Consider the following 25,115-nt stretch of genomic DNA (forward strand, 5'->3'; position numbering starts at 1 on the left):
CCGCCACGGGGCCCGACGGCCGGCCCCCGACTCGGGTAGAATCCGCGCGCATGACCGCTGAGCATCGCAAGATCCTGCACGTGGACATGGACGCGTTCTATGCGTCCGTGGAGCAGCGTGACGACACCAGCCTGCGCGGTCGCGCCGTGGTGGTTGGCGGCTCGCCCGACGGCCGGGGTGTGGTGGCGGCGGCCAGCTACGAGGCCCGGCGCTACGGCATCCACTCCGCCATGCCGGCGGCACGGGCGATCCGGTTGTGCCCGGATGCCGTCTTCATCCGTCCACGGTTCGATGTCTACCGCGCCATCTCCCGGCAGATCCGCGCCATCTTTTTCGACTACACGGCGCTGGTGGAGCCGCTGTCGCTGGACGAGGCGTACCTGGATGTCACCGACACCCCCGGTTTCGAGGGCTCGGCAACCCGGGTGGCCCACACCATTCGCGCCAGAGTGCGCGAGGAGACCGGGCTCACCTGTTCGGCCGGTGTCTCCTACAACAAGTTTCTGGCCAAGCAGGCGTCCGATCTGGACAAGCCGGACGGGCTGACCGTCATCACCCCGGACCAGGGAGCCGCGTTCGTGGCCGACCTTCCGGTGGGCCGGTTTCACGGTGTCGGCCGCGCCACCGAGGCGCGCATGCACGGGCTGGGCATTCACACCGGGGCCGATCTGCGCCAGTGGGATCTGGTGGCGCTGCAGCAGGCGTTCGGCAAGCGCGCGCCGTTCTACTACGGCATTGCCCGGGGGATCGACGAGCGCCCGGTGCAGCCGGTGCGCGAGCGCAAGTCGGTGGGGTCGGAGACCACCTTCCGCCGGGACCTCGCCGCGCGGGCGGACATGCTTGCGGCGCTGGAGCCCCTGGCCGCCAAGGTTGCCGCAAGCCTCGCGGAGAAGGGGCTGCAGGCGCGCACGCTGACGCTCAAGGTGAAGTACGCCGATTTCGAGCAGATCACCCGCCGCCGCACCGGGAGGTTGCCCATGCGCGAAGCCGCCGACATGCTGCCGGTGCTGGACGTGCTGCTGGAGGAAACCGATGTGGACCGCCGCGCGGTGCGCCTGCTGGGCGTGACGGCGTCGGGGCTGGAAGCCCGGGATCTGGAGGCGGGCCGTCAGATGGCTCTGCTGTAGCGCCGATTGCCTACAGCGGCCGGAAACCGCAGATCCGGTCAAGCCGGATCTCCAGCGGCCGTCCGGCGCCGCGCTGCGCGATCAGGTACTCCTCCTGGGCGCGGATGCGCAGGTCGACCGGCAACAGCGGCTCCACATGCCAGCGCCCGTCCGGGCTCTGCCAGCCCACGCGCAGCCGTACACCCTGCACGATGGCAATCTCCAGGGCCGCATACGTCTCGCATCCGATGGGGTGGTAGTCGCTCATATCCAGTTATATAAACCCGGACTGCGGATCCGTCCATGTCACTCGTCATCCCGGAGCACGGTGACATCGGCGAGCTCGCCACTGGCGTCCACTGCAACCACGAACTCGATGGGCTGGCAGCAGATCTGGCAGTCCTCGATGTAGCGCTGCTCGCCCTCGGAGTAGTCCACCAGCGTGGTGAACGGCTCGCCACAATAGGGGCAGTCGACGGTGGTCTCGGTGATCATGGCGTCTCCGGCAGAAAGCGCTGCAGCAGGGAGTCCAGATACGTGTGGCCCGCAGGGGTGGTCCGCACGCGGTCCCCATCCCGTTCCAGCAGGCCGTCGTCCACCGCGCCCTGGATCCGGTCCGCAATGGCCGCGGCGGGCAGCCCGGTGCGGGCCGTGAACAGGGACAGGCTGAAGCCTTCGTCCAGGCGCAGTGCGTTCATGAGAAACTCCAGCGGGCGGTCCGCCGCCGGCACGTCGGTGCACTCCGCGTCGGCGCGGCCCTCGCGCGCGCGCGCCATGTACAAGGCGGGCACCCGCACCTTGCGGTAGCGGCTGATGCGTCCGCGGTGTTCATCGCTCACCTTGCCGTGGCCGCCGGCGCCGATGGCCAGGTAGTCGCCGAAGCGCCAGTAGTTCAGGTTGTGCCGGCAGGCGTGGCCGGGCCGCCCCCAGGCCGAGACCTCGTAGCGCTGCAGGCCGTGTCCGCTCAGATGGGCGCTGCACGCCTGCTGCATGGCCCAGGCCGTCTCCTCGTCGGGCAGCGCCGGCGGGCGGGAGTAGAACACCGTGTTGGGTTCGATGGTGAGCTGGTAGTGGGAGATGTGCGGGGCGCCGAGCCGCAGGGCTTCATCAATGTCCGCCATGGCGCCGGCGTGATCCTGGCCCGGCAGGGCGAACATGAGGTCCACGTTGAAGGTCTCGAAGCCGGCGTCGTGGGCGGCGTCCACCGCACGGCGGGCGTCGTCCGGGCCGTGGATGCGCCCCAGTGCCCGCAGGCGGGCATCGTCGAAGCTCTGCACGCCGATGGACAGCCGGTTCACCCCGGCGGCGCGGAACCCGGCGAAACGCCCCTGCTCCAGCGTCCCGGGGTTGGCCTCCAGGGTGATCTCGGCGTCGGCGGCGAGGTGGTCACCCAGCCACTCCAGCACGGTACCGATGGCGTCGGCCGGAAACAGGCTGGGCGTGCCGCCACCGATGAACACGGTCTCGATGTGCCGGCCCTGGGCGCGCTCCAGCTCACTGTTCAGATCCGCACGCAGGGCCGCGAGATAGTCGCCCACGGGCAGCTGGTCCGGGGCGGTGTGGGAGTTGAAGTCGCAGTAGGGGCACTTGCGCACGCACCAGGGCAGGTGCACGTAGAGGCCCAGCGGTGGTGTTGCGAGTGTGCTCATGATGACCCGCTTCCGGTGCGGCGACCGGCGACGGTCGTCCCCGGCTCAGCCGTTGCCCAGTGCTGCCAGCAGTGCCCGCAGCGCCTGCCCGCGGTGGCTCAGGCGGTTCTTGGTCTCCGGCGGCAGCTCCGCGGCGCTGCAGCCCTCCTGCGGGACCCAGAACACCGGATCGTAGCCGAAGCCGCCCGCGCCGCGTGGTGCCTCCAGGATGCGGCCTTCCCAGACGCCCTGGCAGATGAGTGGTGCCGGATCCTCGGCGTGTCGCAGGTAGACCATGACGCAGCGGAATCGTGCCGTGCGCCCGGCGTCCGCCACGCCGGCGAGCTCGCCCAGCAGCAGGCTGTTGTTGGCGGCGTCGTCGCCGTGCTCGCCGGCGTAGCGGGACGAATAGATCCCCGGCTCGCCCTGGAGCGCGTCCACTTCCAGGCCGGAGTCGTCGGCGATGGCCGGCAGGCTGGTGTGGTGGCAGGCGTTGCGCGCCTTGATGAGGGCGTTCTCCACGAACGTCAGCCCGGTCTCCTCCGCTTCCGGAACCAGGTACTCCGACTGCGGGATGACCGTATGGCCCGTGGGCCGCAGCAGTTCCGCGACCTCCGCCACCTTGCCCGCGTTGTTGCTGGCGAACACCGTGCGCTGCATTACGACGCCTCCAGGGCCTCGCGCTGATGGCGGATCAGCTCGGCGATGCCGCTCTCCGCCAGGGTGGTCATGGCGTCCAGCTCGTCCCGCCGGAAGGCGTGGCCCTCGGCCGTGCCCTGGACCTCGATGAACGCACCGGCGTCGTTCATGACCACGTTCATGTCCGTTTCCGCTTCCGAGTCTTCAGGGTAGTCCAGGTCCAGCACCGGGACGCCCCGGTAGATGCCCACGGAGACCGAGGCGACCTGTCCGTGCAGCGGGCTGCGCTTGAGCTGCCCCCGCTCCATGAGCGTGGTCATGGCGTCGGCCAGCGCTACATAGCCGCCGGTAATGGAGGCCGTGCGCGTGCCGCCGTCGGCCTGGAGCACGTCGCAGTCGATGACCACCGCCCGCTCACCCAGCGCCTCCATGTCGATGCCCGCGCGCAGGGAGCGGCCGATCAGGCGCTGGATCTCCACGGTCCGGCCCTGCTGCTTGCCGCGCGCCGCCTCCCGGCCCATGCGTGAGCCGGTGGAGCGGGGCAGCATGCCGTACTCGGCGGTCACCCAGCCGCGGCCCTTGCCGCGCAGGAACCCGGGGACGCTCTCTTCCACCGAAGCGGTGCACAGCACGCGGGTGTCGCCGAACTCCACCAGCACGGAGCCCTCTGCGTGCTTGGTGAACCGGCGTGTCAGGCGGATGGTGCGCAGTTCGTCGGGCTGGCGGCCGCTGGGGCGCATGGCGGAACCTCCGGGGTGGTTGAATCAGGGGCGCAGAGCGTAACACAACCGCGTTCGCGCGTGCCCGGGGATCCCGCCCTCCGCGCCGCGTGTGCCGGTTTTGCGCGGGCGTCAGAATGCGTAAGATACCAGTCTTCCGAGCGGGCGTTTCACCGCTCCATCCTGCCAGTCAGCAACAGGGCCACAGGGAGAAGGCGCCATGCCGCGCAGTATGACCGCGTTCGAGCGCCGGGAAACCCAGGGTGAGTGGGGTCGCCTGTCCTGGGAGCTCCGGTCCGTGAATCACCGGTACCTGGACGTTCACCCGCGTCTGCCGGACGATCTCCGCCAGCTGGATACCGCCGTACGCGAGCGCATCGGCAAGCGTCTCGGGCGCGGCAAGGTGGAGTGCAGCCTGCGGTTCGAGGCCGCTGCGGCGTCCACTGATGTGCAGTTGAACTGGGAGTACGTGGACCAGCTGCTCGCAGCGACCCGTGAGCTCAACGTCCGGCTGCACGGCGCGGCGCCCATACCGGCCACGGACCTGCTTCGCCTCCCTGGCGTGCTGCAGGAGCAGGGGCGCGATCTGGAGCCGGTCAAGGAGGCGGCCCTGAATCTTCTGGACGAGACCCTGGACGGTTTCGTGGCGACGCGGGAGCGCGAGGGTGAGCGGCTGGCTGCCATGATCGGCGAGCGGGCCACGCAGCTCCAGACGCTGGCCAGCGACATCCGTGCGCGCATGCCCGAGATCAACCAGCGTGTGCGGCGCAAGCTGGAGCAGCGCCTGGCGGAACTGGAGCAGCCCGCCGATCCTCACCGCCTGGAGCAGGAGCTCATCTACATCGCCCAGCGCATGGACGTCGCCGAGGAACTGGATCGCCTGGAGGCGCATGTGCAGGAGATTCAGGCCGTGCTGCAGCGGCAGGAGCCCATCGGCCGGCGGCTCGACTTCCTCATGCAGGAGCTCAATCGCGAGGCCAATACACTGGGCTCGAAATCCGCCGCGCTGGAGACCACCAATACCTCCGTGGACATGAAGGTGTTGATCGAGCAGATGCGCGAGCAGATCCAGAATCTGGAGTGAGGACCCCGACCCCATGATCGGCACGCTGTATATTGTTTCCGCGCCGTCGGGCGCCGGCAAGACCAGCCTGGTCAAGGCGCTGGTGGATACGGTTCCGGGGCTGAGCATCTCCGTGTCCCATACCACCCGGCCGCGGCGGGATGGTGAGCGGGACGGCATCGACTACCACTTTGTCGGTGCGGAGACGTTCCGGGACATGATCGCTGCCGGCGACTTCCTGGAGCATGCGGAGGTGTTCGGCAATGCCTACGGCACCGCGATCAGCGCCGTGCAGCGGCAGCTGACGGCCGGAACCGACGTCATCCTCGAGATTGACTGGCAGGGCGCCCAGCAGGTGCGCCAGGCCATGCCCGAGTGCGTCTCCATTTTCGTGCTGCCGCCCTCTCGCCAGGAGCTGGATCGCCGGCTGCGTGAGCGCGGGAAGGATCCGGAAGAGGTCATCGCCCGTCGCATGCGCGAGGCGGTGAACGAAATGTCCCACTACGACGAGTACGACTACCTGGTGGTCAACGACGCCTTCGGCCACGCACTGGACGAGCTGGTCTCCATCGTGCGCACACGCCGGCTGCGGCTGGTGGCACAGCGTGAGCGCCTTGCCGGAACCCTCGCCGACCTGCTCGCCTGACCGCCGCCTGACCGGGCGGCCGCGGGGTTGTAACCTCTGGCAGCACTCCCGTGGTGCATGATCTGACCGTTCATGGTGCGGGGCATCACACTTGCCCCGTGTTTAAGGTACACTGAATCAGTAGCTTTCTGTCTCAAGGAGTTTTTTCATGGCACGCGTTACCGTCGAGGATTGCCTCGAAAACGTTGATAACCGTTTCGAACTGGTTCTGGTGGCCACCAAACGGGCACGGCAGCTGTCGAACGGACTGGAACCGCGCGTCCCGCTCGAGAACGACAAGCCGACCGTGCTGGCGCTGCGCGAGATTGCAGGCGCCCATGTAGGCCCTTCCATTCTGGAAGAGGATCTGGAGACGGAGTATCAGGTCGCGGCCGAAACCCAGCCCACTCCGGAGACGCCGGACGAGAACTGAGGTGATGCTTGGCCCGTGTTGACCCACTGACGGAGGCGGATGAACCAACCGGCGCTGACCCGAGCCACCGGATCAGCGAGCTGTGTTCTTTGCTCGAGACCTATCTCGAGCCCGAGCACGTGCAGACGGTTTATCGCGCCTACCGGTTCGGGGCCAGAGCGCACGAGGGCCAGCGGCGCCTTTCGGGCGAGCCGTACATTACCCATCCCGTGGCGGTGGCCAAGGTGCTGGCGGAGATGCGGCTGGACTACCAGAGCATCGTCGCCGCCATACTCCACGACGTCATCGAGGATACGCCCACCGCCAAGGAGCAGATCGCGTCGGACTTCGGCGAGGAAGTGGCGGAAATTGTCGACGGGGTCTCCAAGCTCACCCAGATCCACTTCGAGAGCAAGGCCGAGGCCCAGGCGGCGAACTTCCGCAAGATGATGATGGCCATGTCCCGGGATATCCGGGTCATCATCATCAAGCTGGCGGACCGCCTCCACAACATGCGCACCGTCTGGGTCATGCCGCCCCACAAGCGGCGTCGCATTGCCCGGGAAACCCTCGATATCTACGCCCCCATCGCCAACCGCCTTGGCATCAACAACGTCCGCATCGAGCTGGAGGATCTCTGCTTCGCGGCGATTCATCCCATGCGCTGCCGGGTGATCAAGGCGCAGGTGCGCAAGGCGCGGCGCAACCAGAAGAAGCTGGTGGCCAAGGTCAACGATGCGCTCCAGGAGCGCCTGACCGGAATGGGGATCGACGCCCACGTCCAGGGGCGCGAGAAGCACCTCTACAGCATCTACCAGAAGATGCGCGGCTACGGCGAACGCAAGGGGTTCAACGCCGTTTTCGATGTCTACGGCTTTCGCGTGGTGGTGGGCTCGGTGGATGAGTGCTATCGCGTGCTGGGGGCAATGCACGGCCTCTACAAACCGATGCCCGGCCACTTCAAGGACTACATCGCCATCCCCAAGAGCAACGGGTACCAGTCCCTGCACACCATGCTCTGGGGACCCAGGGGCATCCAGATAGAAGTCCAGATCCGCACCGACGAGATGCACCGGGTTGCGGAGATGGGGGTGGCCGCCCACTGGATGTACAAGATGGGCGAGGCCACGGAGAACACCGCCCAGAGCAAGGCGCGGGAGTGGGTGAAGGATCTGCTGGAGATGCAGAAGAACGCCGGCAACCCGCTGGAGTTCATCGAGAACGTCAAGGTGGACCTGTTCCCGGACGAGGTCTACGTGTTCACGCCCAGCGGTGACATCATGGAGATGCCGCGCGGCGCCACGCTGGTGGACTTCGCCTATGCCGTGCACTCCGACATCGGTGATACCTGCCTGGCCGCCAAGGTGGACAAACGGCTGGCTCCCCTGCGCACGCAGCTCGAGACCGGGCAGACCATCGACATCATCACCGCGCCGGGCGCGCGTCCCAATCCCGCCTGGCTGGATTTCGTCGTGACCGCCAAGGCGCGCTCGGCGATTCGTCACTCCCTCAAGAACCTGCGCCACGAAGAGGCCACCAGCCTCGGGCGGCGGCTGCTGGAGCAGGCGCTGCAGAGCCTGTCGCTGGAGCTTGACCAGTTGCCGGCGGAGCAGGTGGAGCAGGGTCTGGAGGCCCAGGGCTTCGAGACCCTGGACGGCCTGCTCGAGAACATCGGGCTCGGGCGCCGCATGCCCTGGCTGGCGGCCCGTCATCTGGCCGGGCTCTCGGAGGAGCTGGTGGAGTCGGAAACCGACGACATGCAGCGGCTCACCATCCGCGGCACCGAGGGGGCGGTGGTTACGTTCGCGCGCTGCTGCAATCCCATCCCGGGCGATCCGATCATCGGCTTTGCCAGCTCCGGTCGGGGGATGGTCATTCACCTGCAGGACTGCAACAACCTGCAGGAGTACCGCAAACACCCCGAGAAGTGGCTCGACGTCCAGTGGGAAGCGGACATCCAGCGGGAGTTTCCGGTGCCGGTGCGGGTGGACGTGGTCAACGAGCGCGGGGTACTTGCGGAGGTGGCGTCCACCATCTCCGACAGCGATGGCAATATCCTCAACGTCTCGGTGGACGAGCGTGACGGCATGATTGCCACCATCAACTTCAGCATCGCGGTTAGCGGCCGCCGGCACCTGGCGCGCATCATGCGCCGGCTGCGCGTGCTGAACAGCGTGCTGCGCATCAACCGCGTCAAAGGCTAAGCGGCCTGCCGCGTCTCCCAGGGGCGGGAGCAACAACAGGATCACATCATGAAGGACTGGCTCATGCGCAAGGACGTGCTGTGGGGCGCCGGGATGGCTGCCCTGCTGGTCGCTTACCTGGCCTTCGGTGATACCGCCGACCCCTGCCGCGACGAGCCGGTGCCCCTGGCGGCGGCGTCGGGGCAGGGCGATGGGGCGATTCCCGAAGGCGAGCCGGTGACCGTCGAGGGCGTTGTCACCGGCGCGTTTCCGGGGCGGGATGCCTTGAACGGATTCTTCATGCAGGCCCCGGACGGCCAGCCGCCCGGGGCGCTGTTCGTCTACGCCCCGGGGCTGACCGAGGCGGAGCGGGAGCGCGTGCGCCCCGGGCACCTGCTGCAGGTCACGGGCGTCACCGCCCGCTTCCATGGCCGGCCCCAGATTGGCGATGTGGAGACCGTGTACCACTGTGGGGCTCCGGGCAGACCGGAGCCGGACACGCTGGAACTCCCCCTCGCCGACGCGGACCGTGACCGCCTGGAGGGGCGGCTCGTGCGCTATCCCGGCACGCTCACGGTGATCGACAATTACCACCTTGGCCGTTACGGCACCCTCGAGCTGGCACCGGAGCGGCTGATCCGCGGCCGCAGCGACGACCAGCCCGGCGAGCGCCTTCTGCTCGACGATGGCAGCTACCGGGCCGACCCCGACCCGGTCCCCTACCTGGATGACACCAGTGGCACCCGGCGTGCCGGTGACCGGGTGCACGCGCCGGTGGGGGTGCTGACGTTCGCCTTTGACCGCTGGCGACTGCATCCCGTGGAACCGCCCCGGTTCCAGGCGGCCAATCCGCGACCCGAGGCGCCGGCATCGGTATCCGGCGACGTACGTGCCGCGGCGTTCAACGTGGAAAACTACTTTCTGACCCTGGGAGAGCGTGGTGCTGCCGATGCGGATGCGCTGGAGCGTCAGCGCGCGCGGCTGCTGGCAGCCCTGCAGGGGCTCGACGCCGACCTGCTGGCCCTGGTGGAGCTGGAGAACGATGCCGCCGCCGCCGAGGATCTCGCGGAACGGGCAAGCGCCGCGCTTGACGGCCCGGAATACCGTGCCGTCACCGGGGGCGACACGGGGTCCGATGCCATCAAGGTGGGGTTCGCCTACCGCCCGGACCGACTGACGCTGCTGGAAGGGCCGTTCCGGGACACGGCCTCCGTGCATAACCGACCACCCCAGGCGGCCGTGTTCCGGCCCGTGGACGGTGAGCCGTTGCTGGCGGTGGTGGTGCATTTCAAGGCCAAGGTGGGCTGCCCGGACACCGGCGATGTCGATCGCGGCCAGGGCTGCTGGAACCGTCTGCGCACGCGTCAGGCCGACGCGCTGCTGGATTTCGTCGGGCGCAAGGTGGCCCGCACGGGTGTCGATGACGTGCTGCTGCTCGGCGACTTCAACAGCTACGCCGCGGAGGATCCCGTACGCCGACTGGAGGCGGCGGACTACCTGAACCTGGTGGCGGATCGGCTACCGCCGGAGAGCCAGTACAGCTACGTCTTCCGTGGCGGCGCCGGGACCCTCGATTACGGGTTCGCCAGTGAATCCATGGCGGCACGGGTGGCCGGCGCCACGATCTGGCACATCAATGCCGACGAGCCGCCGGTTTTCGGCGTCGACGGACGCCTGTCGGACGCGCCTGCGACCGATGGCCCGTACCGGGCATCGGACCACGACCCGCTGCTTCTCGGCATTGACGCCCTGCACTGACGTCCCGTGCGGAACGCCGTGATTATGGTAGACTTCTTACGCGTTGTCGTAATGAAACGTCATCAAGCGCCGACTCTGCGCGAAACAATCAGAATCAGACACCAGAGTAGCCGGGGTCCGCTTGCGCCTCCACAATCGCCACCTGAACTTCAACTACACGGCACGGGTCTACGCGGTGGCCGGCGTACTGCTGATCCCCTTCGCGCTCTACCACATGGTCACGACGGGCGCGCTCATGAGCCTGGCGGTGGGTGGCGCCGCCGCGGCGTTTCTCTCCCTGGCTGCCTGGATCTACCGGCGCGAACACGTCGCGCCGCTGTTGAACGCCGTGGTGGTGGCCACGGCCATTGGTGCCGTGCTGGTTTCCATCCACGAGCTGTCATTGGTGGGCGTGTACTGGGCGTATCCGCTGGTGCTGGTGTTCTACCTGCTCTACAGCTTCCGTATTGCCGCCATCATCAACGTGGTGTTCCTGTTGGTGGCCACACCCGTGCTGATCATGGTCATGCCCGTGGAGCACGTGCTGCGGATTCTCTCCACGCTGCTGCTGACCAGCAGTTTCACCTTCGTGTTTGCCCACAACCTGCAGCGCAGTGCCAGGGAGCTGGAAGGTCTGGCAATGGAGGATCCCCTCTCCGGCGCCGGCAACCGCCGGCAGATGGAGAACCGGCTGAATGAGGCCGTCTACCTGCGCGACCGCTACGGACTTCCCTGCTCCCTGATCGTGCTGGACATCGATCACTTCAAGCGGATCAATGATACCCGTGGCCACCTGGTGGGTGACGAGATCCTGGTGCAGCTCGCGGAGCTGCTGCGGCACCGTCTGCGGCAAAGCGACCGCGTGTTCCGCTACGGCGGTGAGGAGTTCGTGGTGTCGCTGCCGTCGACCCGTGCCGGTGCCGCCACGCGCATCGCGGAGAAGCTGCGGGCAAGGGTCGCCGCGACCCGTTTTCCCGGTACGGACCAGCTCACCGTCTCCGCGGGCGTGGCCGAGCTGCGCTACGGCGAGACCCAGCGCGACTGGCTGCGGCGCGCCGATGCCGCCCTCTATGCCGCCAAGGCGGCTGGCCGTAACCGCGTCAACGTGGCGACGGCGGAGACGACGTTTCCGGAGGGGGCACTGGGCAACCAGGCCGTGTGACCGTAACGCAGCCCTTTCTGTTACCTTTGGCAGAGTTGCCATCAATCGATTCCAACGAGGAGAGGACAAGCGCCATGACGCGGGAAGTGATCCACACGGATCGGGCACCCTCGGCCATCGGGCCGTACTCACAGGCCATCCGGGTCGACAACACCGTTTACCTGTCCGGGCAGATTCCCCTGGACCCGGAGAGCATGGATCTGGTTCGTGGCGACATCCGCGCCCAGGTGGAGCAGGTGTTCAACAACCTGCAGGCCGTCTGTGAAGCAGCGGGTGCCAGCCTGGAGGATATCGCCAAGCTCAACATCTACCTCACCGATCTGGGCAACTTCGGGCTGGTCAACGAGATGATGGAGGAGCGTTTCAACGCGCCTTACCCGGCCCGGGCCGCCCTGGGGGTGGCGAGCCTGCCCAAGGGAGCGGGCGTCGAGATGGACGCCATACTGGTGCGCGACAAGGCCTGAGCACGTGCCGGCCGAAGCTGACGGGGACGCCCTGGGTCAGCCGGTGACCAGTCTGCGGGGTGTGGGCGAGCGCCAGGCCGAGCGCCTGGCGCAGCTCGGCATTCACTCCGTCCACGACCTGCTCCTGCATCTCCCCCTGCGCTACGAGGATCGCAGTCGCGTGCGGCGGCTGGGGGAGCTGCGCCCCGGTGAGCAGGCCCTGGCCAGCGGCACGGTGGAACTGGCGGAGATCGCCCGTGGCCGCCGCAACCGGCTGTTGTGCCGCATTACCGACGGCACCGGGGCGCTGACCCTGGTGTTCTTCCATTTTCACCCCGGGCTGCAGAAACGCCTGGCCCGTGGCACACGTGTCCGCTGTTTCGGTGAGGTGCGTGATGGCCCGTCCGGGCTGCAGATGATCCACCCCGAGCTGGAGACCGGCGTTGACGCCGCCGAGGGCGGCGACGGTCTGCTGCCGGTCTACCCCGCGACCCAGGGGCTCAACCAGACCGCGTTGCGTCGCCTGGTGGACGGTGCCATTGCGCTGCTCGACGCCGTGGCACCGGCAGAGCTTCTGCCTCCCACGCTGCACGGCGATGCGGCACTGCCCACATTCCCGGAGGCGGTGAAGGGACTGCACCGGCCCCCGGATGACACCCCCCTGGCAACCCTGGAAGCGCGCGATTACCCGCCCCGGCGGCGGCTTGTCCTGGAGGAGTTGCTGGCCCATCACCTGACGCTGCGGCGCCAGCGTCATCGCCTGCGGGATCGGGCCGCGGCGCCCGTGCTGCGGGGTACCGGCCGGCTGGTCGCGGCCTTCCGCGAGGCGCTGGCGTTCACGTTGACCGCCGCCCAGGAGCGTGTCGACCGGGAGACCGCCGCTGACATGGCCAGTCGTGCCCCCATGCTGCGCCTGGTCCAGGGGGATGTGGGCTCCGGCAAGACGGTGATCGCGGCGCTGGCGGCGCTGCGTAGCGTCGAGAGCGGCATGCAGACAGCCATCATGGCGCCGACGGAGCTGCTCGCCGAGCAGCATTACCGCAACTTCCGCGACTGGCTGGAGCCCCTGGGCGTGGAGGTGGCGTGGCTGTCCGGGCGGATGCCGGCGTCTGAGCGTCGCGAGGCCCTGAGGGCCCTGGCCGATGGCGACAGCCAGGTCGTGGTTGGCACCCATGCGCTGTTTCAGGACGATGTTACCTTCTCGCGCCTGGGTCTGGTGGTAGTGGACGAGCAGCACCGCTTCGGTGTGCATCAGCGTCTTGCGCTGCGGGAGAAAGGGCAGCGGGAGCATGCCCAGCCCCATCAGCTGATCATGACGGCGACGCCCATCCCCAGGACGCTGGCCATGACCGCCTATGCCGATCTGGATGTCTCCGTCATCGATGAGCTGCCGCCCGGCCGCACGCCGGTGAAGACCGTGGCCGTGCCGGACACCCGCCGTGACGAGGTGGTGGCCGGCATTGCCAAGGCGTGTGCCGAGGGGCGTCAGGCGTACTGGGTGTGCACCCTGATCGAGGAGTCCGACACCCTGCAGGCGCAGGCGGCCGCCGAGACCGTGGAGCTACTGCAGGAGGCGCTGCCCGAGCTGCGCATCGGGCTGGTGCACGGCCGCCTGAAGGCCGCCGAGAAGGACGGAGTCATGCGCGCCTTTGCCGACGGCGACGTGGACCTGCTGGTGGCGACTACGGTCATCGAGGTGGGGGTGGATGTGCCCAATGCCAGCCTCCTGGTGATCGAGAACCCGGAGCGCCTGGGGCTTGCCCAGCTCCATCAGCTGCGTGGGCGGGTTGGTCGCGGTACGGCCGCCAGCAGCTGTGTGCTGCTTTATCACGCCCCGCTCACCGAGACGGCCAAGGCGCGGCTGGCGGTGCTGCGGGAGTCCAATGACGGTTTCGAGATCGCCCGGTGCGACCTGGAGATCCGGGGGCCCGGGGAGCTGCTGGGCACCCGGCAGACCGGGGCCTGGGCGCTGCGCGTGGCCGACCTGGTGGCGGATGGTGAGCTCATCCCGCGGGTGCAGCAGATGGCCGATCGCCTCCTGCAGGAGGCTCCCGCCAGCGCGGACCCGCTGATCGAGCGCTGGGTGGGCGCGGCTGCCCGCTACGGCCGGGTATGAGTGCGGGGGCCGGGATGCAAGCCGCACAGGCCCGTGCGATACTGCCGCCCGTTCCGAAGGCCCCCGAGAGTGGCGATCCCCTGATGCGACACCGTTTCTGCCAGTGGCGGACGCAAGACGGCCGGCCGGGCCGGTCCATACCGCGCCCGGTGCGTGACTGGGTGGTGGAGACGGGGTCGCTTACGGCGGCGCTGCGCCAGCGCTGTGGCAGCACGTTCAACGTCCGCGTGCTCGGGCAGGGGTGGCGCCGGCCCGCGCTGGATGAGGCGTGGCGACTGCAGCTCGGCCGCCGGCGGCTTGCCTGGATTCGTGAAGTGGCGCTGTGCTGCGGTGACACGCCATTGATCGCCGCGCGTACGGTCATTCCCGCCGCGTCCCTTGCCGGCGGCAATGACGGCCTGCGCCGGCTTGGCTCGCGTCCCCTCGGGGAGCTGTTGTTCCAGGGCGGGGGCACGCGGCGTGACCCGCTGGAGGTGGCGCGGCTGCGGCGGGATGACTGGCTGGCAGACCGCATGCGCCGTCTCGGGTTATCATCGGCCCGGGATTGCTGGGCCCGGCGCGTGGTGCACTACCTCAACGGCCGGCCCCTGCTGGTTGCCGAGCTGTTTCTGCCGGAGCTGTTGCCGTGTCGAGCGTGAATACCAGCCATTTCGCGGAGCGACTCGCCCAGTATGCGCGCCTGGCGCGCCTGGATCGCCCCATTGGCAATTTCCTGCTGCTCTGGCCCATGCTCTGGGCGCTCTGGATCGCCGCCGAAGGCTTCCCCGACCCCCTGGTGCTCACGGTCTTCGTGCTGGGCGTGCTGGTCATGCGCGCCGCCGGCTGCGTGATCAACGACTACGCCGACCGCAACGTCGACGGCCATGTGAAACGCACCACCCAGCGGCCCATGGCCCAGGGGCTGGTGAGCGAGCGGGAGGCGCTGGGGGTGTTCGCGACCCTGTGCCTGGTGGCATTCGGGCTGGTGCTGCTCATGAATACGCTCACCATTGCCCTGTCGGTGGTCGGCGTGCTGCTGGCCGCCACCTACCCGTTTGCCAAACGCTACACGCACCTGCCCCAGGTGCATCTGGGCATGGCGTTCGGCTGGGCGGTGCCCATGGCCTTTGCGGCCCAGGCCGGAACCGTGCCGGAGATCGCCTGGCTGGTGTTCATCGCGGCGGTGGTCTGGGCCACTGTCTACGACACCCAGTACGCCATGGTGGACCGCGATGACGACCTGCGCATCGGCGTGAAGTCCACCGCCATCCTGTTCGGGGAGCACGACCGGTTGATCATCGGCCTGCTCCAGGGCCTGATGACGCTGACGCTGCTGTTCGTCGGCCTGCAGGCGCAGCTGGGGCCCGCCTATTACGCCGCGCTGGTCATGGCCACCGGGCTGTTCGTCTATCAGCAGTGGCTGATTCGCGATCGCAGCCGCGAGCGCTGTTTCCAGGCGTTTCTGAACAACAACATCTACGGCGGCATCATCTTCGTGGGTATCGTGCTCAGCTACGGCTGGGCGGCGCTCTGACGGCAGTGCGCGACGTGTCGCGCCCGGCCCCGGGAGCATGAGGCCCTTCGTCCATCCGGAACAGGCTGCAGGCCATGGAATTCTGGTATAGCGTCATTGCAGTGATCGCGCCCGTGCTGGCCGTGATCGGCTCGGCACACGCGGTCCTGGCGAAACGGGACTCGCGCAGCGCCCTGACCTGGGTGGCATTGCTGTGGCTGGTGCCGGTGCTTGGCGCCGGGTTGTACGTGTTGTTCGGCATCAACCGAATCAACCGTCGCGCCGCTGCCCTGCGCCGCAAGGTGCTGGACGAGTTCGAGCGCGATCACGAGTGTGACCTGGCCATGCTGCGCAACCGGCTGGGGCCGGATGCGCAGTATCTGGAGGGACTGGCCCAGGCGACCAACCGGGTCGTGCCGCGGCCGCTGGTCCAGGGCAACAGCATCGAGCCGCTCGAGGATGGTGACGAAGCTTATCCCGCCATGCTCGCCGCCATCGACCAGGCCGAGCGCACGGTCACCCTGGCCACCTACATCTTCGGTAATGACGACGTGGGGCACGCGTTCGCGGATGCCCTGGAGCGCGCGGTCGCCCGGGGTGTCGAGGTGCGGGTGCTGATCGACAATGCCGGCGAGCGGTACACCTGGCCGTCCATGGTCGGGGATCTGCAGCGGCGCGGCGTGCCAGTGGCGCGGTTCTTCCCCGGGTTTCCGGCGCGACTGGTGGGCATCAACCTGCGCAACCACCGCAAACTGCTGATCGTGGACGGCTGCATCGGCTTCACCGGCGGCATGAATATCCGTCATCACCACTACCGTGGGGCCGGCCGCAAGGCAACGCTGGATCTGCACTTTCGCGTCGAAGGGCCGGTGGTGCGCCACCTCCAGGAGACCTTCTACGAAGACTGGCTGTTCGCCACCGAGGAAGAGCTGGACGGGCCGGGCTGGTTCCCGGATCTGACCCCGGCGGGGACGGTGGTGGCCCGGGGCGTGCCGGACGGCCCCGACCACCACTTCCTGACCCACCACATGGCCCTGCAGGCCGCGGTGACCACGGCGCGGGAGTCGGTGCGCATCGTGACACCCTATTTCTTGCCGGAATCGACCCTCGCCGCAGTGCTCAATACGGCCTCGATTCGTGGTGTGACCGTGGACATCGTGCTCCCGGAGCGCTCCAATCTGCCGTTTGTTCACTGGGCCATGATGGGGCAGATCCGCCAGGTGCTGGTGTACGACTGCCGGGTGTGGCTGACGCCGAAGCCGTTCGATCACGCCAAGATCATGGTCGTGGACGACGCCTGGGCGTTCCTGGGCTCGTCCAACTGGGACCCCCGCAGTCTGCGGCTGAATTTCGAGTTCAACCTGGAGTGCTTCGACCGCACCCTGGCCCAGGGACTCAGCGCCCGCGTGGACGAGCGTATCCGGCGGGCACGGCCGCTGACCCGCGAGGACGTGGACGAGCGGCCGCTGCCCGAGCGGTTGCGCGATGGCGTTGCGCGTCTGGCCATGCCTTACCTCTGAGGTGTGCACTGTCATGGTGCATTTTCGGGGCCCTGTCTCTGCGGACGGTCAGGCATGTCATTGATTTCCATGCGCTTGGTCGACTGGCCTGAAACTTGTTACAAAAACCGTGGATGGAATCCACGGTTTGCGGGTAACGCTGGACACTGCCATGTCACATTCTCCCACCGGCGACTGGACCGTCGCCGACTACCTGATCGCGTCCAAGCGGTGCGAGATCCACGGTCTCGAGCAGCTCGTGCGTACCGGGCAACTGGTTGTCAGCATCAGTAATCTGGTGCATGCGCTCCAGCGCGAACGTGGTGCCTCCAACATGTACATCGCCTCCGGCGGGCACCGGTTTGCCAGTGAACTGACCGAGCTGGTTGCTGATGCGAACCGGCAGGAGCGCGCGTTCCGCGATGCCCTCGGCCACATCGATCCCGGAACCGCCTCTCTGCCCGGCGCGAGCCGGCTGTTCAATCGCATCGCCTTTGCCCTGCACGGCCTGGATGAGCTCCCGGGCGTACGCCTGGCCATCGAAAGCCTGAACGTGGATGCGGACACCGTCATCGACGGATACAGCGCCCTCATCCAGGGGCTGCTGGCGGTGGTTTTCGAGGCGGCCGACTCGGCGGCGGATCCGGACATCTCCCGGGTGCTCGTGGCCATGTTCCACCTGATGCAGGGCAAGGAGTTCGCCGGCCAGGAGCGTGCCGCCGGCGCCGCCGGCTTCGCCAGTGGCAGCTTTGGACCCCGGCTGAGCGACCGGCTGCGGCATCTGATCGAGAGTCAGGAGCGGTGTTTCCAGATCTTTCTGGAGTTCGCCGACAGCGATTCCCTGGATGTCTGGCAAGCGAGCGGCGCGGGCACCACCTCCGCGGATATGGAGCGCCTGCGGCGCATTGCCTGCACGGCCAGTGCCGACAGCATTGCCGATGCGGCGCTGGCCGACACCTGGTTCGACGTGGCTACCCAGCGCATCGATGCCATGAAGCAGGTTGAGGATCAACTGGAGGCGAGCCTGGAGTCGTTGTGCCAGCGCCGGATCGGGGATGCCCGGGCCGACCTTGACTGCCACCAGGACCGTATCGAGACGCTGGCCAGTCAGCCCGGGGAGCGGCCCGGGTTCGCCATCTTTTTCAGTGAAAGTGAAGCCGGGCAGCCGGACTCCGCGGCAGGCGTCGCTTACCACACGGACTATGCCAGTCCGCAGCTCGGTCGGTCCCTGATCGATCTGGTGCAGTCCCAGTCGCAGCGGCTGCAGACCATGAGCGAGGAGCTGGCCGAGGCGCGGTCTGCATTGGCGGAGCGCAAGGCGGTGGAGCGTGCCAAGGGGTTGATCATGCGGCACCGGCAGATGAGCGAAGAAGAGGCGTATCGTTTTCTCCGCCAGGTGGCGATGGCCCAGAGCCGCAGGCTTGCGGACGTGGCGGAGGACACGATCGCCATGCAGGACATTCTCAAGGGCCCGAAGCAGTAGGCCGCTGGCAGCGCCGGTGGCGTGCCAGCGGCCACCCGTTCAGGCGCGTTTTGCCGTGGGTTCCTGCTGGGTCGGGGTGGCGTGTTCCCGGAACGACTCCACCTTCTTCTGCTTTTCGTGCAGGAAGCGGAGGATCTCGCGGCGGTAGCGGTTGTAGTCCGGGTTGTCCGCCAGTTCGATGCGGTCCCGCGGCCGGGGCAGGTCCACGTCGAGGATCTCGCCGATGGTGGCGGACGGCCCGTTGGTCATCATCACGATGCGGTCGGAGAGCAGTACCGCTTCATCCACGTCGTGGGTGATCATCAGTACGGTGTTGTTGAGCTCCGCCTGGATGCGCATCACCTCGTCCTGCAGGTGGGCGCGGGTCAGTGCGTCCAGGGCACCGAAGGGTTCGTCCAGCAGCAGTACCTTGGGCTCCATGGCCAGGGCGCGGGCAATGCCCACCCGCTGTTTCATCCCGCCGGAGATCTCTGCCGGGCGCTGATGCAGCGCATGGGACATGCCCACCATCTCCAGGTTCTTCAGCACCCACTCGTGGCGCTCGGCCTTGTTGCGGGTCCGTTTCTGGGTCTTCTCCACCGCCAGGGCCACGTTCTCGTAGACGGTGAGCCACGGCAGCAGCGAGTGGTTCTGGAACACCAGGCTGCGATCCGGCCCGGGGCTGTTCACTTCCTTGCCATCCAGGATGACGCCGCCGCTGGTCGCCTCCAGGAGTCCGGCGACGATGTTCAGCACCGTGGACTTGCCGCAGCCGGAGTGGCCGATGATGGACAGGTACTCGCCGCGGTCCACCGTCAGGTTGACGTTGTCCAGCACCTCGTTGGAAACCGGGCCGCTGCTGAAGGTCTTGCCCACGTTCTCGATGGTCAGATAATGCTTGCTCATGTCGATTCTCCTTGCGTGTCGGCCGATCAGGCCGACGTGCCGCGAGTAACGAGATTGCCGATGAAGGCCACCAGCCGGTCCAGCAGGAAGCCGATGATGCCCACGTAGACCAGGGCCAGGACGATGTCGCTCAGCATGGAGGCGTTCCAGGCATCCCAGATGAAAAAGCCGATGCCGACGCCGCCGATGAGCATCTCCGCGGCCACGATGGCCAGCCAGGAGAGGCCCACGCCGATGCGCAGTCCCGAGAATACGTAAGGGGCGGCGGCGGGGAGCATGATCTTCGTGAAGTTCTCCCAGCCGTTGAGCTGCAGCACCCGGGCCACGTTGCGGTAATCCTCGGGAATGTTCCGCACGCCCACGGAGGTATTGATGATGATGGGCCAGATGGCGGTGATGAAGATCACGAAGATCGCCGACGGATCCGCGGCCTGGAATGCGGCCAGGGAGATGGGCAGCCAGGCCAGGGGCGGCACCGTGCGCAGCACCTGGAACAGCGGGTCCAGCCCGCGCATGGCCCAGGTGGATTTGCCCACCAGGACGCCCAGGCCGATGCCCACCACCACCGCGAGCAGATAGCCGTAGGCCACGCGCTCCAGGCTGGCCAGGATCTGCCAGCCCATGCCCACATCGTTGCCGCCGTAATCGTAGAAGGGGTTGGCGATCAGCTCCCAGGTGTTGGTGACCACTTCGGTGGGAGGTGGCAGCAACGCGCCGGGCTGCCGGCAGAGAACCTCCCAGAGCACCAGCAGGACGCCGATGACGATGGTGGGCGGGAGTACGTGGCTGACGAGGCCCTTGCCCGCCTGCTCCGCCTTGTGGGCCAGTGTGTCCGTGGACGGGAGCCGGTTGCTCACCGGCGCCAGTGCGGTGCGATTGTCGTTGGGTACGGTGGCCATGATGAAGTCCTCTCGCGTTGCCCGTTAACTGGTGTACTTGATGTCGAGGCTGTCCAGGTAGGCGTCCGGGTCCTCCGGATCGAACACCTTGCCGTCGAAGAATTCCTCCTTGCCCCGGGAGGTGGAGTCGGGGATGGCTGCCGAGTCCACACCCAGCTCGGCTGCAGCCTCGCGCCACAGGTCCTCGCGGTTGACGTGGTCCACCAGGGCCTGGCGGTCCAGGTCCATGGGCAGGTAGCCCCAGCGCTGGTCCTCCACCACGAACCACAGGTCGTGGCTCTTGAAGGGGTAGGAGGCTTGGTCGCTCCAGTAGCGCATGCGGTCCGGATGGTTCTCCACCACGCGGCCGTTGCCGTAGTCGAAGTCCCCGCGCATGCGGTCGATGATGTCGTCGTAGGGGGCGTGGACGTAGCGGCGGCGGGCGCAGATCTCGGCCACCTCCTCCACGTTGTCCGGGTCGGCGCAGTACATCTGCGCCTCCATGATGGCCATGAGCAGGGCGCGGGTGGCGTTGGGATTCTCGTCCACGTAGTCCTGGCGCATGCCGAAGGCCTTCTCGGGGTGGTTGTGCCACAGCTCGCCGGTGGTGTTGGCGGTGTAGCCGAGCCCGTGGTTGACCAGCTGCTGGTTCCAGGGCTCGCAGACGCAGAAAGCGTCCATGCTGCCCACGCGCATGTTGGCGACCATCTGCGCGGGTGGCACGACGATGGTGTCGATGTCCCGCTCCGGATCGATGCCGCCGGCGGCCATCCAGTAGCGGATCCACAGGTCGTGGGTCCCGCCCGGGAAGGTCATGGCGGCGCGCACCTCCTCGCCGGCGTCGCGCTTGTCCCGCAACGCCTTGGCAAAGTCGGTGGTGTCCAGGCCCACCTTCAGGTCGCTGTACTCGTTGGCCACGGAGATGCACTGCCCGGCCAGGTTCAGGCGGGCAAGCACGTACATGCCCACCCGGTCCTCGACCCCGGCGGTCATGAGATAGGGCATGGGCGTTAGAATGTGCGAACCGTCGATGCCGCCGCGCCCGGAGCCCAGCACCAGGTTGTCGCGGACCGTGCCCCAGGAGGATTGCTTCAGGACCTGCACGTCGGTCATGCCGTGGTCGGCGAAGAAGCCCTTCTCCTTGGCGATGAACAGAGGTGCCGCATCGGTCAGGGCGATGAAGCCCAGTTTCGCCTCGGTGGTCTCGGGCTTGCCCGAGGCCCAGGCGCGCTGGCCCAGACCGCCCGGAAGGCTGTGCATGGCGGCGCCGCCCGCGGCCGCCGCCATGCCCTGGAGAAAGCGCCGACGGCTGAAGTGGTTGGTGGTGTGGTTGCTCATGGTGTCCTGTCCCTCAAACGAAAAACGCCCGTCGCATCCCCGCGCAGCGTTGCGGGGACGGGACGGGCGTCGTTGCCGTTGTCTGTGGAGCCGAACCGCCGTTGGCTCGGACTCGGCTCACACGTAGCACGCCCTGTGCCAGGTTCGGGTTTTGTTTAAAAAACAAATAGATAGATTTTTTTCTGGGGTGCAGGGCGCCGTTTTCCTGCGTTATCGGGGTGCATCACTACAAGTAAATACCTCGAAAGGGGTGGCCCGGGGTGGGGTCAACGTGCCCGTCCCCTGAGCAGGGAAGTGGCGGCCTGGCGTCGTCTGCGAGGGGCGTGGTTCTGTTTCTGCCCCGATATGATGCACTGCCATGTTGCAGTGCACCTTTGCGGGGCGCCTGTCGGGGATGCCGGCCCTGGTGCGAAGGCCGCCCCGTCGCGCGGAACCCCCGTCATTGCAGGGCATTCCCCGGTTTTCTCCATCGTCGGCACGGTCCTTGTATCAGTCTTCGGTACCACGCGATCCGCTCCACTGATCGGGGCGACAACAAAGCGTGTCCGCAGCCATCGATCGGCTGCCATTGAACAACGGCGTTCACCAGGCCGGCCCCGTGTCCCGCACACGGAGCCGGCACGGTGAGCGCTTTTTTTTTGCCGATTGCGCGGGGACGCGGCAACGGCGGCGCACGCACGACCTGACGGAGGACGTCATGAAAGAGAAACTGGTTCTGGTCGGTAACGGCATGGCGGGGATGAAGGTCATCGAGGAATTGCAGACCATCGCCCCGGAGCGCTACGACATTACCGTCTTTGGCGCTGAGCCCCACGGCAACTACAACCGCATCATGCTCTCGCCGCTGCTCGCGGGCGAGAAGACGCTCGATGAGATCATGCTCAACGGTGAGGACTGGTACACCGAACACGGCATCACGTTTCACAAGGGCAAGGAGATCATCGAGATCGACCGTATCGGCAAGCGGGTCTTCGCTGCCGACGGCACCGTCGAGGACTACGACCGCCTGTTGCTGGGCACTGGTTCCCACCCGGTGATGATTCCGGTACCGGGGCATGACCTCCCCGGCGTGGTCTCGTACCGCGACGTGAAGGACGTGGACAGCATGCTGGAGGCGAGCCGCAGGCACCGCAAGGCCGTGGTGATCGGTGGCGGACTGCTGGGGCTGGAAGCCGCCTACGGGCTCATGCAGCAGGGCATGGAGGTGACCGTGGTGCACCTGATGCCGTGGCTCATGGAGCGCCAGCTCGACGAGACCGCCGGCCGGTATCTACAACAGTCCCTGGAGGAGAGAGGCATGCGTTTCCGCATGGAAGCGCAGACCAGCGAGATCGTCGGCGATGAAAACGGCATCGAGACCGTCCGCTTCAAGGATGGCAGCGAGGAAGCCGCCGATCTCGTGGTCATGGCCGTGGGCATCAAGCCCAACAAGGAGCTCGCCGAAAAGGCGGGGCTGTATTGCGAGCGTGGCGTGGTGGTCTCCGACACCATGCAGACCTTCGACCCCAGTGTCTACGCCGTGGGTGAGTGTGTGCAGCACCGTGGCACCTGCTACGGCCTGGTGGCGCCGCTGTTCGAGCAGGCGAAGGTGTGTGCCAACCACCTTGCCGGCTACGGCTTCCGGCTGTACGAGGGCTCGGTGACCTCCACCAAGCTCAAGGTCACCGGTGTGGATCTGTTCTCCGCCGGCGAGTTCCAGGATGACGAACGCGTGGAGAACATCGTCTACCAGGACCCTCACGCGGGCGTGTACAAGAAGGTCTGCGTCAAGGACGACCGCATTGTCGGCACGGTCCTGTACGGCGACACCGGCGATGGCACCTGGTACTTCCAGCTTCTGAAGGACGGCACCTCGGTGGCCGACTTCCGCGACTCGTTGCTGTTCGGCCAGGCGCACCTGGGTGATGCCGGTCACGGGGGCGTCAATCAGGTGGCCAACCTGGCCGACGACGCCCAGATCTGCGACTGCAACGGCGTCTGCAAGGGCGATATCGTCCAGTCCATCACCAAGGAGGGGCTGTTCACGCTGGACGACGTCAAGACCCACACCAAGGCGGCCGCCTCCTGCGGCTCCTGCAGCGGGCTGGTGGAGCAGTTGCTTGCCGCCACCATGGGTGGTGATTACGAGGCGGGCAAGGCCAAGCCCATGTGCGGCTGTACCGACATGAGTCACGACCAGGTGCGCGAAGCCATCCGCGACGGCGGCCTCACCAGCCTGCGCGCCGTGTTCGACAGCCTGGGCTGGAAAACCGACGACGGCTGCGAGAAATGCCGCCCGGCCCTGAACTACTACCTGATCTCCACCTGGCCGGACGACGCCGAGGACGACTCCCAGGCGCGCTTCGTCAACGAGCGCATGCACGCCAACATCCAGAAGGACGGCACCTTCTCCGTGGTGCCGCGCATCTGGGGTGGCGTCACCACCCCGCAGCAGCTGCGCTCCATCGCCGAGGTGGCGGAGAAGTACGAGGTGCCCACGGTGAAGATCACCGGCGGCCAGCGCATCGACCTGCTGGGCGTGAAGAAGGAGCAGCTCCCCGGTGTCTGGGGCGATCTCTCCGATGCCGGCTTCGTCTCCGGCCACGCCTACGGCAAGGCCCTGCGCACGGTGAAGACCTGCGTCGGCTCCGAGTGGTGCCGCTTTGGCACCCAGGACTCCACCACCTGCGGCATCGAGCTGGAGGAGATGACCTGGGGCACCTGGACGCCGCACAAGTTCAAGATGGCCGTCTCCGGCTGCCCGCGCAACTGTGCCGAGGCCAGTATCAAGGACTTCGGCGTGGTCGCCATTGAGTCCGGCTGGGAGCTCCATGTGGGTGGCAACGGCGGCGTCAAGGTGCGTGCCACCGACGTGCTGTGCCGGGTGGAGACCATGGAGGAGGTCAAGGAGTACGCCGCCGCCTTCCTGCAGCTCTACCGCGAGGAAGCCCGCTACCTGGAGCGCACCGCGCCCTGGATCGAGCGGGTGGGACTCAGCTACGTGAAGGACCGCGTGGTCGAAGACGCCGAGGGCCGCCAGACCCTGGCCGAACGCTTCCACGCCTCCCAGAAGCATGCCCAGGACGATCCCTGGAAGTTCTACAGCAAGAACCACCAGGAGAAGTTCGAGCCCCTGAAGAAGGCGGGCTGAGTTCCGTCAGGGTGGGTCGCGGCTTGCGCCGCTCCTACGTCGCGATGGCTGTAGGAGCAGCGCGAGCCGCGACCACCAACCAGAACACGCAACACAGGTGAACCCATGAGCGCACAACCCGATACAACCCAGAACACCGCCGATTGGCTCCCCGTGGGCCGCCTGGAGGAGATTCCGCGGCTTGGCGCGCGGGTGGTGGAGACCGACCACGGCCCCGTGGCGGTGTTCCGTAACGGCGCCGACGAAGTCTTCGCCCTGCTGGATCGCTGCCCCCACCAGGGCGGGCCGCTGTCCGAGGGGCAGGTCCACGGCCGTCTGGTGACCTGCCCGCTGCACGCCTGGAACATCCATCTCGACAAGGGCGAGGCGAAGGCCCCGGACGTGGGCTGCGTGCCGCGCTTCGAGGTGCGCAACGAGGATGGCGCGCTGTACCTCAATCCGCAGCCGGTGAGCTGAGACCCCGGTGGTCGCGGCCTGCGCCGCTACTACGGCGGGCCATGGCAAAACCCTGTAGGAGCGGCGCAAGCCGCGACCAGGCGTCGAAGGCAAACTCCGCCACCCCATACCGGCTCCAACA

Annotated in this window: 23 protein-coding genes; 15 read left to right on the top strand and 8 right to left on the bottom strand. The window is 67.3% G+C overall.

From position 1 onward, the window contains the following. Positions 1 to 50 precede the first annotated feature (50 nt). Positions 51 to 1,127, top strand: coding sequence for a DNA polymerase IV (gene dinB, locus BMZ02_RS10700; protein WP_091643404.1), 1,077 nt, complete (start codon positions 51 to 53; stop codon positions 1,125 to 1,127). Between the two features lie 10 nt (positions 1,128 to 1,137). On the opposite strand, the gene BMZ02_RS10705 is transcribed toward dinB, so the two are convergent. The 5 genes from BMZ02_RS10705 to rph are packed head-to-tail and all read right to left on the bottom strand — an operon-like array spanning position 1,138 to position 4,113. Beyond that, entirely contained in the window at positions 1,138 to 1,374 is a 237-nt protein-coding gene (locus tag BMZ02_RS10705; RefSeq protein WP_091643407.1) for a hypothetical protein, read from the bottom strand. Between the two features lie 38 nt (positions 1,375 to 1,412). Further along, entirely contained in the window at positions 1,413 to 1,601 is a 189-nt protein-coding gene (locus tag BMZ02_RS10710; RefSeq protein WP_091643410.1) for a CPXCG motif-containing cysteine-rich protein, read from the bottom strand. Continuing rightward, a complete protein-coding gene (hemW, locus tag BMZ02_RS10715) occupies positions 1,598 to 2,755 on the bottom strand; it encodes a radical SAM family heme chaperone HemW (protein ID WP_091643412.1) in 1,158 nt (385 codons plus the stop codon). The genes BMZ02_RS10710 and hemW overlap by 4 nt, the downstream gene beginning before the upstream one ends. Before the next feature lie 45 nt (positions 2,756 to 2,800). Continuing rightward, a complete protein-coding gene (gene rdgB, locus BMZ02_RS10720; RefSeq protein WP_091643415.1) occupies positions 2,801 to 3,394 on the bottom strand; it encodes an RdgB/HAM1 family non-canonical purine NTP pyrophosphatase in 594 nt (197 codons plus the stop codon). Next, positions 3,394 to 4,113 (bottom strand): ribonuclease PH, encoded by a 720-nt coding sequence (gene rph, locus BMZ02_RS10725; protein WP_091643418.1) that lies wholly within the window; start codon positions 4,111 to 4,113, stop codon positions 3,394 to 3,396. The genes rdgB and rph overlap by 1 nt, the downstream gene beginning before the upstream one ends. A gap of 199 nt (positions 4,114 to 4,312) precedes the next feature. Between rph and BMZ02_RS10730 the strand changes: the two genes are divergently transcribed. The 12 genes from BMZ02_RS10730 (at position 4,313) to BMZ02_RS10785 (ending at position 18,307) form a co-directional block, all read left to right on the top strand. Then, positions 4,313 to 5,176: a YicC/YloC family endoribonuclease gene (locus BMZ02_RS10730; protein ID WP_091643421.1), complete on the top strand. Its 864-nt coding sequence runs from the start codon at positions 4,313 to 4,315 to the stop codon at positions 5,174 to 5,176. A 13-nt stretch (positions 5,177 to 5,189) separates the two neighbouring features. After that, positions 5,190 to 5,801, top strand: a complete 612-nt coding sequence (gene gmk / locus BMZ02_RS10735; RefSeq protein WP_091643425.1) for a guanylate kinase — start codon at positions 5,190 to 5,192, stop codon at positions 5,799 to 5,801. A 148-nt stretch (positions 5,802 to 5,949) separates the two neighbouring features. Continuing rightward, positions 5,950 to 6,213 (top strand): DNA-directed RNA polymerase subunit omega, encoded by a 264-nt coding sequence (gene rpoZ / locus BMZ02_RS10740; RefSeq protein ID WP_091643428.1) that lies wholly within the window; start codon positions 5,950 to 5,952, stop codon positions 6,211 to 6,213. Between the two features lie 26 nt (positions 6,214 to 6,239). Continuing rightward, positions 6,240 to 8,396 carry a bifunctional GTP diphosphokinase/guanosine-3',5'-bis pyrophosphate 3'-pyrophosphohydrolase gene (gene spoT / locus BMZ02_RS10745; RefSeq protein WP_171909914.1) on the top strand — a complete coding sequence of 719 codons (2,157 nt, stop codon included), beginning with the start codon at positions 6,240 to 6,242 and terminating at the stop codon, positions 8,394 to 8,396. A gap of 48 nt (positions 8,397 to 8,444) precedes the next feature. After that, positions 8,445 to 10,133 carry an ExeM/NucH family extracellular endonuclease gene (locus tag BMZ02_RS10750; protein ID WP_091643434.1) on the top strand — a complete coding sequence of 563 codons (1,689 nt, stop codon included), beginning with the start codon at positions 8,445 to 8,447 and terminating at the stop codon, positions 10,131 to 10,133. Positions 10,134 to 10,254: 121 nt separating this feature from the next. Next, positions 10,255 to 11,274 carry a GGDEF domain-containing protein gene (locus tag BMZ02_RS10755; protein WP_091643437.1) on the top strand — a complete coding sequence of 340 codons (1,020 nt, stop codon included), beginning with the start codon at positions 10,255 to 10,257 and terminating at the stop codon, positions 11,272 to 11,274. Between the two features lie 74 nt (positions 11,275 to 11,348). Continuing rightward, on the top strand, positions 11,349 to 11,738 hold the full coding sequence (locus BMZ02_RS10760; RefSeq protein ID WP_091643440.1) for a RidA family protein: 390 nt from the start codon (positions 11,349 to 11,351) through the stop codon (positions 11,736 to 11,738). 4 nt (positions 11,739 to 11,742) lie between these two features. Continuing rightward, positions 11,743 to 13,833 (top strand): ATP-dependent DNA helicase RecG, encoded by a 2,091-nt coding sequence (recG, locus tag BMZ02_RS10765; RefSeq protein WP_091643443.1) that lies wholly within the window; start codon positions 11,743 to 11,745, stop codon positions 13,831 to 13,833. 83 nt (positions 13,834 to 13,916) lie between these two features. Continuing rightward, the gene (locus tag BMZ02_RS10770) at positions 13,917 to 14,471 is read left to right on the top strand and encodes a chorismate--pyruvate lyase family protein (RefSeq protein WP_171909897.1); all 555 of its coding nucleotides are present in this window, start codon (positions 13,917 to 13,919) and stop codon (positions 14,469 to 14,471) included. Then, positions 14,468 to 15,346, top strand: coding sequence for a 4-hydroxybenzoate octaprenyltransferase (gene ubiA, locus BMZ02_RS10775; RefSeq protein ID WP_091644059.1), 879 nt, complete (start codon positions 14,468 to 14,470; stop codon positions 15,344 to 15,346). Before BMZ02_RS10770 ends, ubiA begins: the two co-directional genes overlap by 4 nt. A 74-nt stretch (positions 15,347 to 15,420) precedes the next feature. Continuing rightward, entirely contained in the window at positions 15,421 to 16,845 is a 1,425-nt protein-coding gene (locus tag BMZ02_RS10780) for a phospholipase D-like domain-containing protein (protein ID WP_091643449.1), read from the top strand. A 151-nt stretch (positions 16,846 to 16,996) separates the two neighbouring features. Next, positions 16,997 to 18,307 (top strand): nitrate regulatory protein, encoded by a 1,311-nt coding sequence (locus BMZ02_RS10785; RefSeq protein ID WP_091643452.1) that lies wholly within the window; start codon positions 16,997 to 16,999, stop codon positions 18,305 to 18,307. 39 nt (positions 18,308 to 18,346) lie between these two features. On the opposite strand, the gene BMZ02_RS10790 is transcribed toward BMZ02_RS10785, so the two are convergent. Genes BMZ02_RS10790 through BMZ02_RS10800 form a run of 3 tightly spaced genes read right to left on the bottom strand, consistent with a single transcriptional unit; the run spans position 18,347 to position 21,408 of the window. Beyond that, a complete protein-coding gene (locus BMZ02_RS10790; protein WP_091643455.1) occupies positions 18,347 to 19,192 on the bottom strand; it encodes an ABC transporter ATP-binding protein in 846 nt (281 codons plus the stop codon). Between the two features lie 26 nt (positions 19,193 to 19,218). Further along, positions 19,219 to 20,091: a nitrate ABC transporter permease gene (gene ntrB / locus BMZ02_RS10795; RefSeq protein WP_091643458.1), complete on the bottom strand. Its 873-nt coding sequence runs from the start codon at positions 20,089 to 20,091 to the stop codon at positions 19,219 to 19,221. A gap of 24 nt (positions 20,092 to 20,115) precedes the next feature. Further along, positions 20,116 to 21,408 carry a CmpA/NrtA family ABC transporter substrate-binding protein gene (locus tag BMZ02_RS10800; RefSeq protein ID WP_091643461.1) on the bottom strand — a complete coding sequence of 431 codons (1,293 nt, stop codon included), beginning with the start codon at positions 21,406 to 21,408 and terminating at the stop codon, positions 20,116 to 20,118. Positions 21,409 to 22,105: 697 nt separating this feature from the next. Between BMZ02_RS10800 and nirB the strand changes: the two genes are divergently transcribed. Both nirB and nirD read left to right on the top strand, forming a co-directional pair. Further along, on the top strand, positions 22,106 to 24,538 hold the full coding sequence (gene nirB / locus BMZ02_RS10805) for a nitrite reductase large subunit NirB (protein ID WP_091643462.1): 2,433 nt from the start codon (positions 22,106 to 22,108) through the stop codon (positions 24,536 to 24,538). 105 nt (positions 24,539 to 24,643) lie between these two features. Beyond that, positions 24,644 to 24,994 (top strand): nitrite reductase small subunit NirD, encoded by a 351-nt coding sequence (nirD, locus tag BMZ02_RS10810; protein WP_091643465.1) that lies wholly within the window; start codon positions 24,644 to 24,646, stop codon positions 24,992 to 24,994. The last annotated feature ends 121 nt before the right edge of the window (positions 24,995 to 25,115 follow it).

Origin of the sequence: Aquisalimonas asiatica (assembly GCF_900110585.1) — a bacterium.
GTDB lineage: Bacteria > Pseudomonadota > Gammaproteobacteria > Nitrococcales > Aquisalimonadaceae > Aquisalimonas > Aquisalimonas asiatica.

What these genes read in the sequence shown, in the direction of transcription:
- BMZ02_RS10785 (WP_091643452.1), top strand. Translation starts at nt 16,997, where the DNA reads ATGTCACATTCTCCCACCGGCGACTGGACCGTCGCCGACTACCTGATC.
- BMZ02_RS10730 (WP_091643421.1), top strand. Translation starts at nt 4,313, where the DNA reads ATGCCGCGCAGTATGACCGCGTTCGAGCGCCGGGAAACCCAGGGTGAG.
- BMZ02_RS10790 (WP_091643455.1), bottom strand. Translation starts at nt 19,192, where the DNA reads ATGAGCAAGCATTATCTGACCATCGAGAACGTGGGCAAGACCTTCAGC.
- BMZ02_RS10780 (WP_091643449.1), top strand. Translation starts at nt 15,421, where the DNA reads ATGGAATTCTGGTATAGCGTCATTGCAGTGATCGCGCCCGTGCTGGCC.
- hemW (WP_091643412.1), bottom strand. Translation starts at nt 2,755, where the DNA reads ATGAGCACACTCGCAACACCACCGCTGGGCCTCTACGTGCACCTGCCC.
- BMZ02_RS10800 (WP_091643461.1), bottom strand. Translation starts at nt 21,408, where the DNA reads ATGAGCAACCACACCACCAACCACTTCAGCCGTCGGCGCTTTCTCCAG.
- ntrB (WP_091643458.1), bottom strand. Translation starts at nt 20,091, where the DNA reads ATGGCCACCGTACCCAACGACAATCGCACCGCACTGGCGCCGGTGAGC.
- gmk (WP_091643425.1), top strand. Translation starts at nt 5,190, where the DNA reads ATGATCGGCACGCTGTATATTGTTTCCGCGCCGTCGGGCGCCGGCAAG.
- nirB (WP_091643462.1), top strand. Translation starts at nt 22,106, where the DNA reads ATGAAAGAGAAACTGGTTCTGGTCGGTAACGGCATGGCGGGGATGAAG.
- BMZ02_RS10710 (WP_091643410.1), bottom strand. Translation starts at nt 1,601, where the DNA reads ATGATCACCGAGACCACCGTCGACTGCCCCTATTGTGGCGAGCCGTTC.
- BMZ02_RS10760 (WP_091643440.1), top strand. Translation starts at nt 11,349, where the DNA reads ATGACGCGGGAAGTGATCCACACGGATCGGGCACCCTCGGCCATCGGG.
- BMZ02_RS10770 (WP_171909897.1), top strand. Translation starts at nt 13,917, where the DNA reads ATGCGACACCGTTTCTGCCAGTGGCGGACGCAAGACGGCCGGCCGGGC.
- nirD (WP_091643465.1), top strand. Translation starts at nt 24,644, where the DNA reads ATGAGCGCACAACCCGATACAACCCAGAACACCGCCGATTGGCTCCCC.
- dinB (WP_091643404.1), top strand. Translation starts at nt 51, where the DNA reads ATGACCGCTGAGCATCGCAAGATCCTGCACGTGGACATGGACGCGTTC.
- rph (WP_091643418.1), bottom strand. Translation starts at nt 4,113, where the DNA reads ATGCGCCCCAGCGGCCGCCAGCCCGACGAACTGCGCACCATCCGCCTG.
- rpoZ (WP_091643428.1), top strand. Translation starts at nt 5,950, where the DNA reads ATGGCACGCGTTACCGTCGAGGATTGCCTCGAAAACGTTGATAACCGT.
- BMZ02_RS10705 (WP_091643407.1), bottom strand. Translation starts at nt 1,374, where the DNA reads ATGAGCGACTACCACCCCATCGGATGCGAGACGTATGCGGCCCTGGAG.
- BMZ02_RS10750 (WP_091643434.1), top strand. Translation starts at nt 8,445, where the DNA reads ATGAAGGACTGGCTCATGCGCAAGGACGTGCTGTGGGGCGCCGGGATG.
- rdgB (WP_091643415.1), bottom strand. Translation starts at nt 3,394, where the DNA reads ATGCAGCGCACGGTGTTCGCCAGCAACAACGCGGGCAAGGTGGCGGAG.